We start from the raw sequence: 16,276 nt of genomic DNA, 5'->3' as shown, positions 1-16,276 counted from the left end.
GATAGAATCACGGCAGTCGATCGGTCGCGGGACGCGCCACGAACGAAATGCACGCCGTGGTCGGCACCCGGACACGACATTCACCCACCCGAGGAGCCCGCAGCATGTCTGCAGTGCGATTCACCCGTCGAGCACTCACATTCGCAGCCCCCGTCGCAGCCGCTGTTCTCTTCACGGGGGTCGCCGCAGCCGCCCCGACACAACCGTTGGGTACTGCGATCACCATCGGCTGCCTCAACCAAGGCAGTCTCGCATCGCTCACATCAGTGGCAGCCCATCCGGGACCCGACGCGGAACACGGAATCGCCGCAGGTCACGTGCAGTTCTCCACCACGCAGGCACTGTGGCCGATTCCTGCCGCAGGCCAGGTGACCGTCGCGTGGCTCAACCGAGACAACGGACGCACCGGCATCGTCGACCTCACGGGGGACTACCCGAACCTGTCCGCGACGGTGGACACCGGGCCGGGCGAGGTCCTGACCACCGTGTTCGGATCGGTGAGCCTCGCCAGCGGGCCGCTGTGCAATTCGACTCCGGCCACCGGCGGGGTCACCGTCGGCTGAGACCTTTCCACGGAACGATCATCGGCACACGTCTCCGGTAGGAGCGATATCGCTCACCGAACGACGCGATCAGGTCGCGCTCCTCGAATCTGATCGCAACGAGGATGTATGCGGTGGTGACCGTGGCGAAGAGGAGATGCCCGACGGACATGGTCGGCGCAATCCAGAAGGCAACCAGGAAACCGAGATAGAGCGGGTGCCGCACCGAACGGTAGAGCAGCGGTACCCGGAAGGTGCTCGCAGCAGGCACTTTTCCGCGCAGGTGCCGGACCACCTGTCTCAGTCCGAACAGGTCGAAATGGTCGATGGCGAACGTCGACACGAGCACAAGACCGAACCCGGCGAGCGAGAGCGCGTAGAGCAGGATCCGTAGCGTGCTGCTCTCGACGTCCCAGATCAGATGCGGGAGCGGACGCCACTGCCACATCACGAGTGCCAGCGCGGCCGAGGCGAGCAGGACGTAGGTGGATCGTTCCGCGGGTTCCGGCACGATCCTGGTCCACCGTTTCTTGAACCAGGGCCTTGCCATCACCGAATGCTGCACCGCAAACAGCGAGAGCAGCGCCAGGTCGATCGCGACCGCGATACCGGCCGGGGCACGGGGTCCCTCGTCGATGTGCCGGGGCACCACCCATCGTTCGACCCATCCGATCGCGTACAGGAACACCGCGAGAAATATGAGATACGCGCAGACCCCGTATGCGGTGACGAGCAGCCGGGAAGCCGGAGTGCGGGTGCGAGGACCCGAGTTGGTTGTCGTTGTCATGCGCCCAGTGTCGGGATGATGGCCGGCGCTCAGAAGGTCCCCTGAGGTGGCGAATCCTCCACCCTTGCACGCTCCGTCATCTCGGGGCGTACATGATCACGGCGACGCCTGCGAGACACACCAGCGCCCCCGTGATGTCCCAGCGATCAGGACGGAAGCCGTCCATCACGACACCCCACAGCAGGGAGCCCGCGACGAAGACCCCGCCGTATGCAGCGAGGATGCGGCCGAAATTGGCATCCGGTTGCAGCGTCGCGACGAACCCGTACGCCCCGAGGGCGATCACACCCAGACCCACCCAGATCCAACCGCGGTGCTCGCGCACGCCCTGCCAGACCAGCCACGCCCCACCGATTTCGAACAAGGCGGCAACCGCGAACAGGACGAGGGATTTCAGGACGGTCATGCTCGAACAGGTTACGGATCGGATCGGCCTGACTCGGCGGCACCGTCGTCACAGCTCGTCGATGGATACCACACCGTCTTGGAGTGCACGCACGAGCAGGGACGTCTTGGTGGTCGCGGGACGCCCCACACGCAGGTACTTGTCGCGGATGCGGGCGATGTGAGTACTCACGGTGGCTGCGGTCACGAACAGGCGGGCGGCTGCCTCGGACTTGGAATCACACAGAAGCCACTCCCGAAGTATCTCGGTTTCACGAGCCGAAAGCTGCGGCGAGGAGTAGATACGGGAGGGCTCGAGCACACTCGTCATGTCGGGATTCCTTCGTCGATCGATCTGACTACCGGCGGCTCCCCGACAAAGCCCCCGAGTCCGGTATGAGAAGAACATACGATTTTACACCGACAACCACCAACCGAATGGCCTCATTCGCCCTCATCGGCACCGGCGCATTTCATTCCCGGCGCACGTCGTGCGGGTCCAGATCACTCCGCAGCCCACGCCAGCTCGGGTGACGAAGTCGGCCACCTTCGGTCCACGCCGCGAACCGCACCTCCCCCACCAGATCGGGTTCCACCCACACTGCGTCACGCCGATCGACAGCGGGTAGCTCGTCCGCGAACGGGCTCGTGTCCCGCCGTCTCACCCGCAGCGACGAGGTCAACTCCGCGAGAGTCCGGTCGTCGAACCCCGTACCGACCCTCCCCGCATAGACGAGCCCGCTGTCGCCGGGAAGGCCGAGAAGCAACGAGCCGAACGCCCCCGCGCGGTTCCCCTGCCCCGACCGGTAACCGCCGATCACCACCGATTGCGTGAGCCAATTCTTCGCCTTCACCCACGCCGTACTCCGCTTTCCCGGGAGATACACCGAGTCGCGGCGCTTCGCGACAACACCTTCCCATCCGCGCTCGAGGCTCGTGGCAAGCGCAGCGGCGCCGTCCCCGGTCAACTGGCCCGGCACGGTCAATCTCTCCGCCGCCGCGGCGAGCGCATCGAGCACACGGCGTCGATCGTCGTAGGTCTTGCTCACCAGCGTGACCCCGTCGAGATACAGGAGGTCGAACACCCGGTACTCCGCGCTCGCCCCACGCTGCAACTGCTCGAAGCTCGTGATGCCCGACGCGTCCACGGCGACGATCTCTCCATCGAGAACGGCATCGTGACCGTCGAGCACGTGCGCGAGCTCTCCGAGCGCGGGGAATTCTCCGGTCACATCCCGTCCCGAGCGGGCACGCACCCGGACGGTTCCGTTGCGTACCTCGACGACAGCGCGGTATCCGTCCCACTTACCTTCGAACGCCCACGTCGCACCCTCGAGATCCTCCACATCACCCGCGGTTGCGAGCATCGGACGTAGGTCGGCCGGAAACTCCTCCGATCGCCCAGAACCCGACTGCTGCTTCATCCGGTGGGCCAGCCATTGGTCCTTCTCCGTACGGATGAACGCATATCGGCCCTCGACCTTTTCTCCGTGCAACCGCACGATCACCTCGTCGTCGCGCCACTTCTCGGTGTCGTAGGTGCCGGTGTCCCACACCGTCATCGTCCCGGCGCCGTACTCACCGGACGGTATGGTGCCGTGGAAATCGAGGTACTCGAGTGGATGATCCTCCGTCCGGACAGCGAGATGGTTGCGGCCGGTATCCTCCGGCAGGTTCTTCGGTACCGCCCATGACGCGAGCACACCGTCTCGTTCCAGCCGCAGGTCGTAATGCAGACGGCGGGCATGGTGTTCCTGGATGACGAACCGGTCGTCGTCGCCCGTGGCGGTGATTGCGGACGGGACCGGCTCGGGAGTGCGTGCGGCGTTGCGTTTACGCCGGTAGTCGGCGAGCGCGTCGTCCGCCGTGTTGTTGTCGGTGCCGAGTCGAGGATCGCCGGAGGCCGGATCCAGGCCCTCGAGAAGATCACCGTGTTCGACGATCCGCTCGAGTACTTCGTCGAATGTGAGCTGCCGCAGATCCGGGTCGTCGAGTTCGTCCCAGCTCCGCGGCGCAGCCACCCACGGTTGGTCGCGGCCGCGCAGCGAGTACGGCGCGACCGTCGTCTTGGCCGCATTGTTCTGGCTCCAGTCCACGAAGACCTTGCCGCCGCGCACTGCCTTCGCCATGGTCGCCGTGACGAGATCCGGGTGCAGCGTCGCGAGATTTGTCGCGACCTGCCTGGCGACGGTCGACGCACCGCCTGACGCGAGTTGCCGGTCCAGCGGGACATAAAGATGCAGGCCCTTACTGCCACTCGTGACGGGATAGGTCTGCCACCCGAGTTCGGCAACCATGTCGCGCACGTGCCGTGCGACCTGTGCGCACTGCGCGAGCCCGGCTCCGGGGCCGGGGTCGAGGTCGAACACGAGCCGGGTCGCGGGGCCGGGTGAGGATCCGGCGAACCGCCACTGCGGGACGTGCAATTCGAGTGCGGCCTGCTGCCCGAGCCACGCCATGCCTGCCACCGAGTCGAACACCGGATAGGTGACCGACCGTTGCTTGTGGTGCACCGTGCGACGGTCGAGCCACGACGGCGCGTGCGGCGCAAGGTTCTTCTCGAAGAACGCCGGTTCGTCGACGCCGTTGGGCCAGCGCTTACGGGTGCCGGGACGCTCCACGACGTGCGGCAGCATGACTTCGGCGACGGCGACGTAGTAGTCGATCACCTCGCCCTTGGTGGTGCCGGTGCGCGGATAGAGCACCTTGTCGAGGTTCGTCAGCGTGATGCGACGGTCCCCGATCGTGCGGGTCGGCATCACCTCATTGTGCCAACCTCACTTCGAGCCCATACGGCTTCGAACGAACGATTCAGCCGTACAACTCCGCGAACTTGCGCAGGGAGGCGTCGAGATCGCCTTGCAGTGCACGTGCCACACCCGACCCGATCGGGCCGAACAGCGGGGCTCCCCCGAGCTCGATCTTCATCGTCAACCGCGATCCCGACCCCGTGCCGGCCACCGCGAGGCGCATCTTGAACTTGGTGCCGCCCTTGCCCGCCCCGCGCAGCACCACGTGATGCGGAACGTCGAGTTCGTCGACCTTCCACTCCACCCGGTTGCGCATCCCCTTGACCGAAACCACGGATTGCAGCGCCACCCCGGCTTCGAGCGTGTCGGGGAGCTCCCCGCGCCAGCCGTCGTGGATGCTCAGCCAGTCGCCGAATGCTTCCAGGTCGGAGGCCTTCTCCCACGCAGACTGTGGGTCGAGCGGAAGGTCGGTCGCGACTTCGAGTTTCGCCATGACTGCAGCGTAGACGAGACGGGAGCCCTCACCGGGAATGGCCGAATGTCACCCTCGGTCAGTTGAACTGACCGAGGGTGACATTCGGCTCACGGACGCAGGTGCTAAGTCAGTGCGACACGGCCTTCTCGACGCCGACACCGGTGAGCGAGCGGACCTCCATCTCTGCCTGCTTGAACGGATCCTCCGGCTTGTTGCGGCCGAGGTAGGTGCCGACGACACCGAGAGCGAACGCGAGCGGGATGGACACGATGCCCGGGTTGGACAGCGGGAAGAACGAGAAGTCGACATCCGGGAACATCGCCGAGGGGCTGCCCGAGACCGCCGGGGAGAACACGATCAGCAGCAGGCAGCTGATGAGGCCGCCGTAGATGCTGAACAGCGCACCGGTGGTGTTGAACTTCTTCCAGAACAACGAGTACAGCAGCGTCGGCAGGTTCGCCGAGGCAGCGACAGCGAAGGCGAGTGCCACGAGGAAGGCGATGTTCTGCCCCATGGCGAGGATGCCCAGCACGATCGAGACCAGGCCGATCACGACGACGGTGATGCGCGAGACCCGCACCTGCTCGTCCTCGGTGGCCTTGCCGTGCTTGAGCACGCTCGCGTAGATGTCGTGTGCGAACGATGCGGATGCCGTGATCGCCAGGCCTGCGACGACCGCGAGGATCGTGGCGAATGCGACCGCGGAGATCACCGCGAGGAAGATCGTGCCGCCCAGTTCGTACGCGAGCAGCGGAGCCGCAGCGTTCTCCTTGCCCGGAGCGTTCAGGATGACGTCGGGGCCGACCATCTTCGCGGCTCCGTAGCCGAGTACCAGCGTGAACAGGTAGAAGGCTCCGATCAGCGCGATCGCCCACGTGACCGAACGGCGCGCTTCCTTGGCGGTCGGGACGGTGTAGAAGCGCATCAGCACGTGCGGCAGACCCGCAGTACCGAGCACCAGCGCAATGCCGAGGGAGATGAAGTCGATCCGGGTCATGCCGCTGATGCCGTACTTCGCACCCGGCGCGAGGATGTCGCGGCCGGCGACCGCTTCGTCCGCAGAGTTCGATGCCATGGCCTGAGCGTCGGCGAGCAGCTGCGAGAAGTTGCCGCGCACCGCGAGCAACACGAGCACGAACATGACGCCCGCACCCGCGACCAGCAGCACCGCCTTGACCATCTGGACGTACGTGGTGCCCTTCATGCCGCCGACGAGCACGTACACGATCATGAGCACACCGACGACAGCGACGACGATCGCCTGGCCGGCCTTGTCCTGGATGTCGAGGAGCAGGGCGACGAGTCCACCGGCACCGGCCATCTGGGCGAGCAGGTAGAACAGTGACACCGCGAGCGTCGACAGTGCCGCAGCCATCCGCACCGGCCGCTGCTTGAGCCGGAAACTCAGAACGTCGGCCATCGTGAATCGCCCGGTGTTGCGGAGCAATTCGGCGACGAGCAGCAGCGCGACGAGCCACGCGACGAGGAAGCCGATGGAGTACAGGAAGCCGTCGTACCCGTAGACGGCGATGGCCCCTGCGATACCGAGGAACGACGCGGCCGACAGATAGTCGCCTGCGATGGCGAAACCGTTCTGGGGACCGGAGAACTGACCACCACCGGTGTAGAAGTCCGAGGCCTTCTTCGTGGTGCGGCTGGCCTTGATGACCAGGCCCATCGTGACGACGACGAACGCCACGAAGATGGCGATGTTGAGCAGCGGGTTACCGACATCGGTGTGGCCCTGCGCAAGTACGTTCACTGCTGCGGTCCTTCCAGCTCTTCACGGATCGCTGCCGAGCGCGGATCGAGTTCACGTCCGGCGAACTTCACGTACACGGCGGTGATGACGAACGTGGTGACGAACTGCCCGAGTCCGAGGATCAGGCCCAGATTGATGTTGCCGATCACCTTCGTCGCCATGAAATCCGCCGCGTAGGTGGCGAGCAGAACGTACAGGGCGTACCAGGCCAGGAAGAACACCGTCACCGGGAAGACGAACCGGCGCAACCGGGTACGCAACTCCTGAAATTCCGGACTCGCCTGCATGTCGACGAAGTCCTGCGGCGTTGGTACCCGCCGCTCCGGTACGTCGCTCTCGCTCAGTGGTGCTGTGGTCACTGCCGACTCCTTGGTCGTCCGTGTGAGGTGTAGTGCACACAAACGGTAATGAGACGACCATCACACATGAAGGGGTGTGGGCCCATCGCACGCCGAACTGTCGTCGCGTGCGCCGAACGGTCGTCTCATTGCGACGAACGGCGCTCTCCGAACGCACCGAGTTCTCGGTCGCGGCCCATCCCGAGCCGTTCCGGAACGTGCATTCGGGAGAACGTGCGACCGACGTCGGCAGGCACCTTCTTCTTCGTCGCGAGGCTCACCCCGATCATGACCAGGAACGCCAGCGGCACGCTCACCGCGCCCGGGTAAGCGGACAGCACTGCCGGCCAGCCCCCGGCGACCGCCGGGTCGAATCGCACGAGAACCGTGAGCAGAGCCGCCCCGCCTGCCACGACACCCCCGACGACCATGCCCACAGCGGCACCGATCGCGGTCAGCCCACGCCACCAGATTCCCAATATCAGCAGCGGACACAGTGTCGACGCCGCGATGGCGAACACCTGCCCCACCGACCTGGACAGATCCAGCGACACCACCGACACCGCAAGGAGCAGGGGAACGATCCCGGCCAGGACCGCTGCTATCCGGAAGTCCCGAACCCGTCCACGCAGCACGTCGGTCGACAGCACTCCCGCGACACTCACGAGCAGACCGGACGACGTCGACAGGAATGCCGCAATCGCCCCCGACGCGACGAGCGCGGCGAGCAGTTGACCCACCCAACCCGAGAGCACTGAGTTGGGCAGGAGCAACACAGCGGCATCCGAGCGGCCGGTGATGAGCAGTTGGGGCACGTACAGACGCGCGAACACTCCGAGAATCGTCGGGAACAGATAGAACAATCCGAGCAGGCCGATCACAGCGAACGACGTCATGCGCGCGGCCCGGCCATCCGTGTTGGTATAGAACCGCACGAGGACGTGGGGCAGTCCCATCGTTCCGAGGAACGTGGCGATCATGAGCGAATACACCTGGAACAGGTGGTGTTCACCGCCTGCACCGATGCCCGCGCCCGGCGACGCCCACGCGTCGTTGTCGGAGGGCGCCCCCGCTACCACCGGCACCGGCGAACCCGCCTCGAGCACCAATTCGGTGCCCGCGCCGAGTTCATGTTCGCCGGGGGCCAGAACGATGCGCCCTGCGACGGGCCGCGAATCCACCTCGCCGGTGGCCGTCACCGAAATCGGCTCGGCGACCTGCACGACGACATCGACAGTGATGTCGACAGTGGTGGTCTCCGTGACAGTGGGAGGTACCGGCTCGTCGACGCCGCGGTTGTCACCTACGAAGTAGATCGTCAGGACCAGCGCGGGAAGCGCCACCGCGGTGAGTTTGAGCCAGTACTGGAAGGCCTGCACGAACGTGATCGACCGCATGCCGCCGCCCACCACATTGGCGATCACGATGACACCGACGACTGCCGCCCCCACCCAGCTGGGAAGACCGAGCAGGATGTTCAGTGTCAGACCCGCACCCTGGAACTGCGGTACCAGGTAAAGCACGCAGATGATCGCCACGATGATCATCGACAGCGACCGCACCCAGGGTTCGCCGAGCCGGAACTCGGCGAAATCCGGCACGGTGTACGCACCCGATCGGCGGAGCGGCGCCGCGACGAACAACAGCAGACCGAGGTATCCGGCGGTGAACCCCACCGGGTACCACAGGGCATCGGTACCGTACTTGGCGACGAGACCTGCGACCCCGAGGAACGATGCGGCAGAAAGGTATTCACCCGAGATCGCGGCGGCGTTCCAACGGGGTCCGACACTGCGGGACGCGACGAGGAAATCCGAGGTGGTACGGGAGATCCGCACGCCGTAGACCCCGATCGCGACCGTCGCGATCGCGGCGGCGACGATGCCGACCACTGTGAGGACAGGAACCGAGGTGTTCATGGATACGGAGGTCAGTCGTCGGTCAGGTCGGTGAAATCCTGCTCATTGCGTTCGGCCAGAAACACATACAGCCACGCGCAGACCAGGAGCAGGAGATACGACACGAAACCCAGCAGGATCCACGGCACCCGCACCTTCCACAGAGTGAGATCGGCCAGCGCGGGAAACAGAGCGAGTACCACCGGAATCGCGCCGAGCAGACATACCGGGACCACCGCGATCCGCAGCGCGAGCCCGAGTTGCGCGCGCACCAGACCCCGGACCATCGCGTCGCCCACCTCGGTCTGCTGCTGCACCTCGACCCGGGTACGCACCATGCGCGCGCCGCGCCTCTTCGCGAGCACGACGCGTTCGCGGTGCGGCCCGGCCGGGGGACGCGCGGACGGGCCCGTCACCGCGCCGTCCAGGACTGCATCGGCCCTCGGATCAACCGGTCTTTGAGTTCACGAGTGTGACGGCGGCTGACAGGCAACTCGACCGGAGCAGCATTACCGACCGGTTTCATGCATACGACCAGCCCCGTCCCGGCACTGCGGATGCCGGTCACCAGCGGCAACGACACCAGGTACGAGCGGTGGACACGGAGGAAGCCCGCATCCGCCCAGCGGCTCTCCAACGACGAGATCGGGATGCGCACGAGATGTGACCCGGTGTCGGTGTGCAGGCGCGCATAGTCACCGTCCGCCTCCACCCATCGCACCGACGACCGCGACACCAGGGTGGTCACGCCACCGAGTTCGACGGGGATCACCTCGTCGCGCGACTCCGCCTCGGAACCGTCCGGTAGTGCCGGTCGCCACCGCTCGACGATACGACGTACGGCCTCGACGAGACGCTCCTCCCGCAACGGCTTGAGAACGTAGTCCACAGCGCCCAGGTCGAACGCCGATACGGCTCGGTCGTCGTGCGCGGTCACGAACACCACCGACGGTGGAGTCGCGAAGTTCCGTAGGATTCCTGCGAGTTCCAGCCCGTCCAGTCCCGGCATGTTGATGTCGAGGAACACCGCGTCGATGCCACCGTCGCGCAGCAGCCGCAGCGCGGTGGTCGCATCACCCGCGGTGTGGACCCGCCCGATCTCGGGACGGGCGCGCAGGAGGAAGGCCAGCTCGTCGAGCGCGGGCGGTTCGTCGTCGACGGCGAGCACGGTCATGGTGTCGGGAGTCTCGTTCACAGCAGACTCATCGTGCCACGGACGAATCCGATCACGGCCTGATACCCGCCCGGAATTTCGGCACCCGCATGCTCACCTTGGTGCCTGCGCCCGGTGCAGTGTCGACGATCAGGCCGTAGTCGTTGCCGAACGCAGCACGCAACCGGTCGTCGACGTTGGAGAGACCGACGTGCGCCGATTCCTTGACACCGCTTCCCTCGCTGCCATCGGCGGTCGAATCGAGCATCCCCGAGCGCAGCAGTTCCGGCTCCATGCCTACTCCGTCGTCCTCCACACTGATGATGCAGTCGGTCCCCTCATCGGCCGCCACGATCGTGATGGTGCCTGCCCGTGTCGGCTTGCCCGCAATGCCGTGCCGCACCGCGTTCTCCACCAGCGGCTGCAAGGCCAGGAACGGCAGAGCGACGTTGAGCACCTCGGGAGCGACCTGCAGTCTGACCTCCAGTGCGTTGCCGAAGCGGGCCCGTTCCAGCGTCAGATAGCGGTCGATGTTGCGCAGCTCGTCGGCGAGCAACGTGTACTCGCCGGTCGCGCGGAAGGAGTACCGCGTGAAATCCGCGAAATCGAGCAGTAGCTCGCGAGCACGATCGGGATCGGTACGAACGAACGAGGCGACCGTGTTCAGAGCGTTGTAGATGAAATGGGGACTGATCTGCGCCCGCAACGCACGCACCTCGGCGCGATCGAGACGGGCACGGGACGCGTCGAGTTCGGCGAGTTCGAGCTGACTGCACGCGTACCGGGCCACCTCGGTGAGGGCACCGAGCAGCGCAGGCCCCGGATCAGCGGTGGTGACGACACCGAGCACACCCGCGACACCGACATCGTCGACGACCAGCGGCTGGGCGACCACGGCACGTGCGGCGAAATCGTGCGGCCCCCGCTCGAGGGCAGCGTGCCCGACGAGCACACGCCGCTCGCCATCGATCGCGCGGGTCGCGGCGATCCGCACCTGCCCGGACAGCGATTGGAACGGCCCGTCCCATGCGAGCAGCCCGCCCTCGGTATCGAACAGGGCCACGGCCTGCGCCTCCGCGAGCAGCCGCCGCAGATGCGGCGCCGCTTCCTGAGCCGACGTCGCGTCCAGGCCGCTGCGCAAGGGGCGCGCAGCGAGCGACGCGGTGTGCAATGTCGCGTGTACCGCACGCTCGGCGGGTGTCGTGACGACTCTGCGGGTACGTGCCCATACCGCGGCAATCCCCAAGCCGACGACAAACACCGAGACAGCGACGACGAGGAGGACGGTTACGGTCACGAACTCACGCTACGACGTCTGCTCGTCGATCGATCACGACCGCGCCGGTCAATCCTTCCGATCACGCCGGTCGATCCGCTCCTCCGCCGCTGCCTCCTCGATGTCGAGACTTTCGAGTTCCGCACGCAGCGTCTCGTCGTCGAGGGAGCCGTCGTCACGCGCGGCGATCAGCGCGGTGCGTTGCGCGCGCAGCACGGCGCGGCGGAACCGGTCGAACAACGCTCCCGCGTCCTGGCTGCGTTCGATGTCGATCTCGGACTCGGCGCGCTCGGCATCGACGCGAGAGCGAATCGATCGTTCGACGCGCTCGAGGATCCGCCGCACCTTCGCCGCGTCCGCTCCATCGGGCAGTTCTGCTGCGAGGGCATGCAACCTGTCTCTCGCCGCATCGGAACTGATGGATCGTGCAAGTGCCCGCTGTTCATCGGCGCGCAACTGCTCGTACGGGTCGGTGACATCGAGGCGCCGGATCAAGACCGGCATCGTCGAACCCTGGATCAACAGTGTGCCGACAGCGACGACGATCGCGGTGAGATGGATGATCTCACGGCCCGGGAAGGGCTCACCGGAGGCCAGCACGAATGGGATACCGCCTGCGGCGGCGAGGGTCACCACGCCGCGCATCCCCGCCCAGGACACCACGATGTGTTCCCGGAAACTCAGGGCGTCGCGGCCGAGCCTGCCCAACCCGACCGTCCGGGCGGCTCGTCTCCGACCCCAGTTCAGCAGTCCCCAAATCGGGCGGACGAGCATGACCACAACCAATACCGCGAACGCGTAGAGCAGGATCGTGACGACGTCGTATCCGTTGTCGGTCACTTCGTCGAGGACGAACTTCAGCTGCAATCCCATGTAGGCGAACACGAACATCTCGAGCAGGATGTCGAGACTTTCCCAGACGAATCGTTCCTGCAGTCTCGTCGTGACCGACAGGTCGGTCGAGCGGTGCCCCATGTACAGACCCGCTGCGACGACCGCCAGTACTCCGGATGCGTGGATCTCCTCGGCAACGAGATACGCGGTGAACGGAATGACCAGACCCAAGGCGGTTTCCAAAGAGGGGTGGTCCATTCGGGAGCGCACCCAGTGCACGGCCACAGCGAGGACGAGCCCGACCACGACACCACCGACGACCTCGTAGCCGAAGAACACCACAGGAGAATCGACGAGAACCTGGGTCCCCACCACCGCGGAGACTGCGACCGTGAACAGGGTCAGCGCTGTGGCGTCGTTGACCAGGCCTTCCCCGGTGAGGATGGCGATGACTCGCTTCGGGAGACCGAGCTTCCGGCCGACCGCGACTGCGCTGACAGCGTCGGTGGGCGCGACCACGGCACCGAGAACCAGTGCGGCACCGAACGTCAGCTCCGGGACGAGCCATTCCGCAAAGAACGCTACGGCGAATGCCGTGACGAGGACCGTCCCGATACCGAGCCGGAGGATATGCGACAGATTCCGCTTGAAGGTGGGGACGGAGAATCGCACCGAAGCCGAATACAGCAGCGGCGGGAGGACGACACCGAGGAGCACGTGGGGATCGAGCTCCATCCGCGGCAGGCCGGGAATGAACGACGCGAGCGCCCCGATCACGACGAGCACCAGCGGCGCCTGCAGATTCCCGCGATTCGCCAATCCGGTCACGGCGATCGCCGCGACCACGATGAGCAGGATCCAGGTTCCGTTCACGGGTCGATTGTGCGCCGATGGCTGCGCCGCCACGTGACATGACGCGCGGCGTGCTCGCGCGCGTCCGCAGGTGCGGCGCGCGCGAGCAGCACGACTCAGGCGGTGCCGAGCCCCTTCTTCGCCGCGTCCTGGGCGGTGTCGACCTTGTCGGCGAACTTGCCACCGGTCTTCTCGTCGGCCAGATCACCGACCTTGTCGATGGCCTCGTTCACCTTGTCGGGGTGCTCGGCAGCCAGATCTTTGCCCTTGTCGACGAGGCCCTTGACCTGATCCATGAATCCCACAGCGTGTCCCTTTCGTTCGGTATCGAGCGAAGGAATCCTCGCACAACCGACGGGCCTCTCGTCTGTGGACGGACCGGCGTTATGGGGTGCGCGGCCCCGGCTGGGGGTCCGGTCCGGGATCGGACTGAGGGCCCGGCTCGCCTCCGGGGCCTGGTTGCGCGCCGGGCGCAGGGTTACCGGTCGCGCCGAGATGCTTCTTCGCAGCGTCCTGAGCCTTGTCGACGTGTTGCGCATACTTGCCGCCGGTCTTCCCGTCGACCGCATCGCCCGCCTTGTCGATGTACCCCTGGGCCTTGTCGGGATTCTGCGCCGCGTAATCCTTGCCCTTGCCGAGCAGTCCCTTGACCGAATCCATGAAACCCATGCCGCTCTCCTTCCATGAAGTGGAGTCGTCGACACGAATTCCCACCGGAGAGGTCTTGCGAAACATGCATCGACGAGTCCAGGCAACAGTCGTCGGTCAGTGTACTCCCGGGAGCAGGTCGTCCGGGGCCGCAAACAGGCGCCGATGCTCGCCGTGCAGCCGCCCGGAAATCCACCAGATGACCTCGACGAGCACCACACCGATCGCGCCACAGGTCACCGCGATGGTCGAGTAGGCGACGTTCGACGGGTCCAGCGCGAAGAATTCGCGCGTGAACGGCACCGAGAACAGAATCACGTATCCGAGCAGCGACCCGGCGAGCAGGACGATTTTCCACCACTGGTACGGGCGTGCAACCACGGCGAGAACCCACAGCGCGATCATGATCAGCGTGATCAACGCCGATGTCCCGGCTTGGATCTTCTGCTCCTCGGTCTGGTCGGGGCCGCCGTAGACGAGCACATAGCAGACGAACGTGGCCACACCGATCACGACGCCCGACGGAATCGCAAGGCGCATCACCCGCGACACGAAACCCGACCGCGCACGCTCGTTGTTCGGTGCCAGCGACAACAGGAATGCCGGGATACCGATGGTGAACCAGGCCGCGATCGTCACGTGGCGCGGCAGGAACGGATACGGCAGCGGTTCGAAATCGAAGATCTGCGACAGCGCCCCCGATACACCGATGAGGAAAGCGAGCAACACCGAGTACACGGTCTTGGTGAGGAACAGGTTCGAGACGCGTTCGATGTTGCCGATGACGCGGCGACCCTCCCCCACGACGTACGGCAGGGTCGCGAACTTGTTGTCCAGCAGGACTATCTGGGCGACCGAACGGGTCGCAGGACTGCCCGATCCCATCGCGACACCGATGTCCGCGTCCTTGAGTGCCAGGACGTCGTTGACACCGTCGCCGGTCATCGCGACGGTGTGCCCCCGCGACTGCAGAGCACCGACCATCGCGCGTTTCTGATCGGGCCGGACGCGTCCGAATGTCGTTGCCGTTCCCACGGTCTCGGCAAGAGCATCCGGGTCGTCGGGCAAAGTCCGGGCGTCGACGGGATTCTCGCCACCCGGAAGGCCCAGCGACGACGCAACCGCACCCACCGACACGGCGTTGTCGCCGGAGATCACCTTGACGTCGACCTTCTGGCCGGCGAAGTATTCGAGTGTGTCCTGCGCATCGGGCCTGATCCGTTGCTCGAGCACCACCAGTGCCTGCGGTGTCACCGTGCCGGGGGCTTCAGGGTCGTCGACGGGACGGTCGCTGGAGGCGAGCAGCAGCACCCGCAGCCCCTTCGCTCCGATCTGCTCGGCCTGCCGCGCGAAATCCGACGCGGGATCGAGCAACACGTCCGGAGCGCCCAGCAGCCAGTTGCCGTGGCCCCCGTAGGACTGCCCGCTCCACTTCTTCGCCGACGAGAACGGCGCGACCGCAGTCGATTCCCCCCACCCCGCATCATCCGGAAATGCCTCGGCGATCGCGAGCACACTCGCGTTGGGCCGCGGGTCGTCGGCAGCGAGTGCGGCAAGTGCCGCTCGCGCGGTATCGAGATCGGCGCCGTCCGCACCGACGACATCCGCCAGCCTCATCCCGTTCTCGGTGAGCGTGCCCGTCTTGTCGGCGCAGACGACATCGACGCGGGCGAGACCCTCGATCGCGGGGAGTTCCTGGACCAGGCATTGGCGGCGGCCGAGCCGGATCACACCCACAGCGAATGCGATCGACGTCATGAGCACGAGGCCTTCGGGCACCATCGGTACCAGCGCGGCGACCATACCGCTCAATGCGGGCCGGAGCGCCTCGCCGCTAGAGAACAACTGGTTGTAGATGATGAGCAGGCCCGCGGGAATCATCAGGTAGGTGATGAACTTCAGGATCTTGTTGATTCCCGAGTTGAGCTCGGAGTGCACCAGCGTGAACTTGCTGGCCTCGTCCGCGAGCCGCGCGGCATAGGCATCGCGGCCGACCTTCGTCGCGCGGTACGCACCGCTGCCCGATGCCACGAAACTGCCCGACATCACCGTCGACCCGGGTACCTTGTCGATCGCGTCCGCTTCGCCGGTAAGCAACGATTCGTCGAGTTCGAGCGCCGCTGCGTCGACGACGACGCCGTCGACCACGAGCTGGTCGCCCGGCCCGAGCTCGATGATGTCGTCGAGTACCACTTCGCGCGGTGACAGCTCCGCGGAGATGCCGTCTCGCCGGACAACCGGCTTGGCCTGACCGACGATCGCAAGCCTGTCGAGGGTGCGCTTGGCGCGCACCTCCTGGATGATGCCGATCCCGCTGTTCGCGATGATCAGCAACCCGAACATGCCGTCGATGAGCGATCCCGTGAACAACACGATCAGGAAGAGCACACCGAGTATCGCGTTGATGCGCGTGAACACGTTGGCTCGCACGATGTCGTTGACGGACCGTGACGCCCTGTCGGGAACATCGTTGGTCTCACCCCGCGCGACCCGTTCCGCGACCTGCTCGGTCGTCAACCCGGTCACCCGATGGGGAGCTTCGGTCTCGATCGTGTCCGCCGGCCCGACCATCGCGGT

At 65.9% G+C, this 16,276-nt stretch carries 16 protein-coding genes; 1 reads left to right on the top strand and 15 read right to left on the bottom strand.

Annotated elements, in window-relative coordinates; translation table 11 throughout:
• The first annotated feature begins 104 nt into the window (after positions 1-104).
• On the top strand, positions 105-563 hold the full coding sequence (locus tag ACSYG9_RS15700; RefSeq protein ID WP_440123450.1) for a hypothetical protein: 459 nt from the start codon (positions 105-107) through the stop codon (positions 561-563).
• Here the strand turns inward: ACSYG9_RS15700 and mddA are convergent.
• The 15 genes from mddA to ACSYG9_RS15625 form a co-directional block, all read right to left on the bottom strand.
• Positions 550-1,329 (bottom strand): methanethiol S-methyltransferase, encoded by a 780-nt coding sequence (gene mddA / locus ACSYG9_RS15695; RefSeq protein WP_454839062.1) that lies wholly within the window; start codon positions 1,327-1,329, stop codon positions 550-552. The genes ACSYG9_RS15700 and mddA overlap by 14 nt on opposite strands.
• A 76-nt stretch (positions 1,330-1,405) precedes the next feature.
• Complete coding sequence (locus ACSYG9_RS15690) at positions 1,406-1,735, bottom strand: YnfA family protein (RefSeq protein ID WP_454839060.1); 330 nt, start codon at positions 1,733-1,735, stop codon at positions 1,406-1,408.
• Between the two features lie 48 nt (positions 1,736-1,783).
• Positions 1,784-2,044 carry a LuxR C-terminal-related transcriptional regulator gene (locus ACSYG9_RS15685; protein WP_440123448.1) on the bottom strand — a complete coding sequence of 87 codons (261 nt, stop codon included), beginning with the start codon at positions 2,042-2,044 and terminating at the stop codon, positions 1,784-1,786.
• Between the two features lie 142 nt (positions 2,045-2,186).
• Complete coding sequence (locus ACSYG9_RS15680; RefSeq protein ID WP_440123447.1) at positions 2,187-4,472, bottom strand: ATP-dependent DNA ligase; 2,286 nt, start codon at positions 4,470-4,472, stop codon at positions 2,187-2,189.
• 52 nt (positions 4,473-4,524) lie between these two features.
• Positions 4,525-4,956, bottom strand: a complete 432-nt coding sequence (locus ACSYG9_RS15675; RefSeq protein ID WP_454839058.1) for a type II toxin-antitoxin system Rv0910 family toxin — start codon at positions 4,954-4,956, stop codon at positions 4,525-4,527.
• A 109-nt stretch (positions 4,957-5,065) separates the two neighbouring features.
• Positions 5,066-6,700: a solute symporter family protein gene (locus ACSYG9_RS15670; protein WP_454839057.1), complete on the bottom strand. Its 1,635-nt coding sequence runs from the start codon at positions 6,698-6,700 to the stop codon at positions 5,066-5,068.
• Positions 6,697-7,059, bottom strand: a complete 363-nt coding sequence (locus ACSYG9_RS15665; RefSeq protein ID WP_440123444.1) for a DUF485 domain-containing protein — start codon at positions 7,057-7,059, stop codon at positions 6,697-6,699. Before ACSYG9_RS15665 ends, ACSYG9_RS15670 begins: the two co-directional genes overlap by 4 nt.
• 125 nt (positions 7,060-7,184) lie before the next feature.
• Complete coding sequence (locus ACSYG9_RS15660; RefSeq protein ID WP_440123443.1) at positions 7,185-8,957, bottom strand: sodium:solute symporter family transporter; 1,773 nt, start codon at positions 8,955-8,957, stop codon at positions 7,185-7,187.
• Between the two features lie 11 nt (positions 8,958-8,968).
• Positions 8,969-9,274, bottom strand: coding sequence for a hypothetical protein (locus tag ACSYG9_RS15655; protein ID WP_247273046.1), 306 nt, complete (start codon positions 9,272-9,274; stop codon positions 8,969-8,971).
• Positions 9,275-9,348: 74 nt separating this feature from the next.
• Positions 9,349-10,131: a response regulator gene (locus tag ACSYG9_RS15650; RefSeq protein ID WP_440123442.1), complete on the bottom strand. Its 783-nt coding sequence runs from the start codon at positions 10,129-10,131 to the stop codon at positions 9,349-9,351.
• Between the two features lie 31 nt (positions 10,132-10,162).
• Positions 10,163-11,386, bottom strand: coding sequence for a histidine kinase (locus ACSYG9_RS15645; protein ID WP_440123441.1), 1,224 nt, complete (start codon positions 11,384-11,386; stop codon positions 10,163-10,165).
• 48 nt (positions 11,387-11,434) lie between these two features.
• Positions 11,435-13,072 (bottom strand): Na+/H+ antiporter, encoded by a 1,638-nt coding sequence (locus ACSYG9_RS15640; protein ID WP_440123440.1) that lies wholly within the window; start codon positions 13,070-13,072, stop codon positions 11,435-11,437.
• Positions 13,073-13,167: 95 nt separating this feature from the next.
• Positions 13,168-13,347 carry an antitoxin gene (locus ACSYG9_RS15635; protein WP_206039891.1) on the bottom strand — a complete coding sequence of 60 codons (180 nt, stop codon included), beginning with the start codon at positions 13,345-13,347 and terminating at the stop codon, positions 13,168-13,170.
• A gap of 88 nt (positions 13,348-13,435) precedes the next feature.
• Positions 13,436-13,720, bottom strand: coding sequence for an Rv0909 family putative TA system antitoxin (locus ACSYG9_RS15630; RefSeq protein WP_440123439.1), 285 nt, complete (start codon positions 13,718-13,720; stop codon positions 13,436-13,438).
• A gap of 96 nt (positions 13,721-13,816) precedes the next feature.
• On the bottom strand, positions 13,817-16,270 hold the full coding sequence (locus ACSYG9_RS15625; RefSeq protein ID WP_440127672.1) for an HAD-IC family P-type ATPase: 2,454 nt from the start codon (positions 16,268-16,270) through the stop codon (positions 13,817-13,819).
• Positions 16,271-16,276: the final 6 nt, after the last annotated feature.

Source organism: Rhodococcus sp. SJ-2, assembly GCF_053750035.1.
Note: the sequence above shows the minus strand (reverse complement) of the source record. Positions and strands in the feature narration are given on the sequence as shown.

What these genes read in the sequence shown, in the direction of transcription:
- ACSYG9_RS15635 (WP_206039891.1), bottom strand. Translation starts at nt 13,347, where the DNA reads ATGGATCAGGTCAAGGGCCTCGTCGACAAGGGCAAAGATCTGGCTGCC.
- ACSYG9_RS15625 (WP_440127672.1), bottom strand. Translation starts at nt 16,270, where the DNA reads ATGGTCGGGCCGGCGGACACGATCGAGACCGAAGCTCCCCATCGGGTG.
- ACSYG9_RS15685 (WP_440123448.1), bottom strand. Translation starts at nt 2,044, where the DNA reads ATGACGAGTGTGCTCGAGCCCTCCCGTATCTACTCCTCGCCGCAGCTT.
- ACSYG9_RS15655 (WP_247273046.1), bottom strand. Translation starts at nt 9,274, where the DNA reads ATGGTGCGTACCCGGGTCGAGGTGCAGCAGCAGACCGAGGTGGGCGAC.
- mddA (WP_454839062.1), bottom strand. Translation starts at nt 1,329, where the DNA reads ATGACAACGACAACCAACTCGGGTCCTCGCACCCGCACTCCGGCTTCC.
- ACSYG9_RS15680 (WP_440123447.1), bottom strand. Translation starts at nt 4,472, where the DNA reads ATGCCGACCCGCACGATCGGGGACCGTCGCATCACGCTGACGAACCTC.
- ACSYG9_RS15700 (WP_440123450.1), top strand. Translation starts at nt 105, where the DNA reads ATGTCTGCAGTGCGATTCACCCGTCGAGCACTCACATTCGCAGCCCCC.
- ACSYG9_RS15690 (WP_454839060.1), bottom strand. Translation starts at nt 1,735, where the DNA reads ATGACCGTCCTGAAATCCCTCGTCCTGTTCGCGGTTGCCGCCTTGTTC.
- ACSYG9_RS15675 (WP_454839058.1), bottom strand. Translation starts at nt 4,956, where the DNA reads ATGGCGAAACTCGAAGTCGCGACCGACCTTCCGCTCGACCCACAGTCT.
- ACSYG9_RS15630 (WP_440123439.1), bottom strand. Translation starts at nt 13,720, where the DNA reads ATGGGTTTCATGGATTCGGTCAAGGGACTGCTCGGCAAGGGCAAGGAT.
- ACSYG9_RS15660 (WP_440123443.1), bottom strand. Translation starts at nt 8,957, where the DNA reads ATGAACACCTCGGTTCCTGTCCTCACAGTGGTCGGCATCGTCGCCGCC.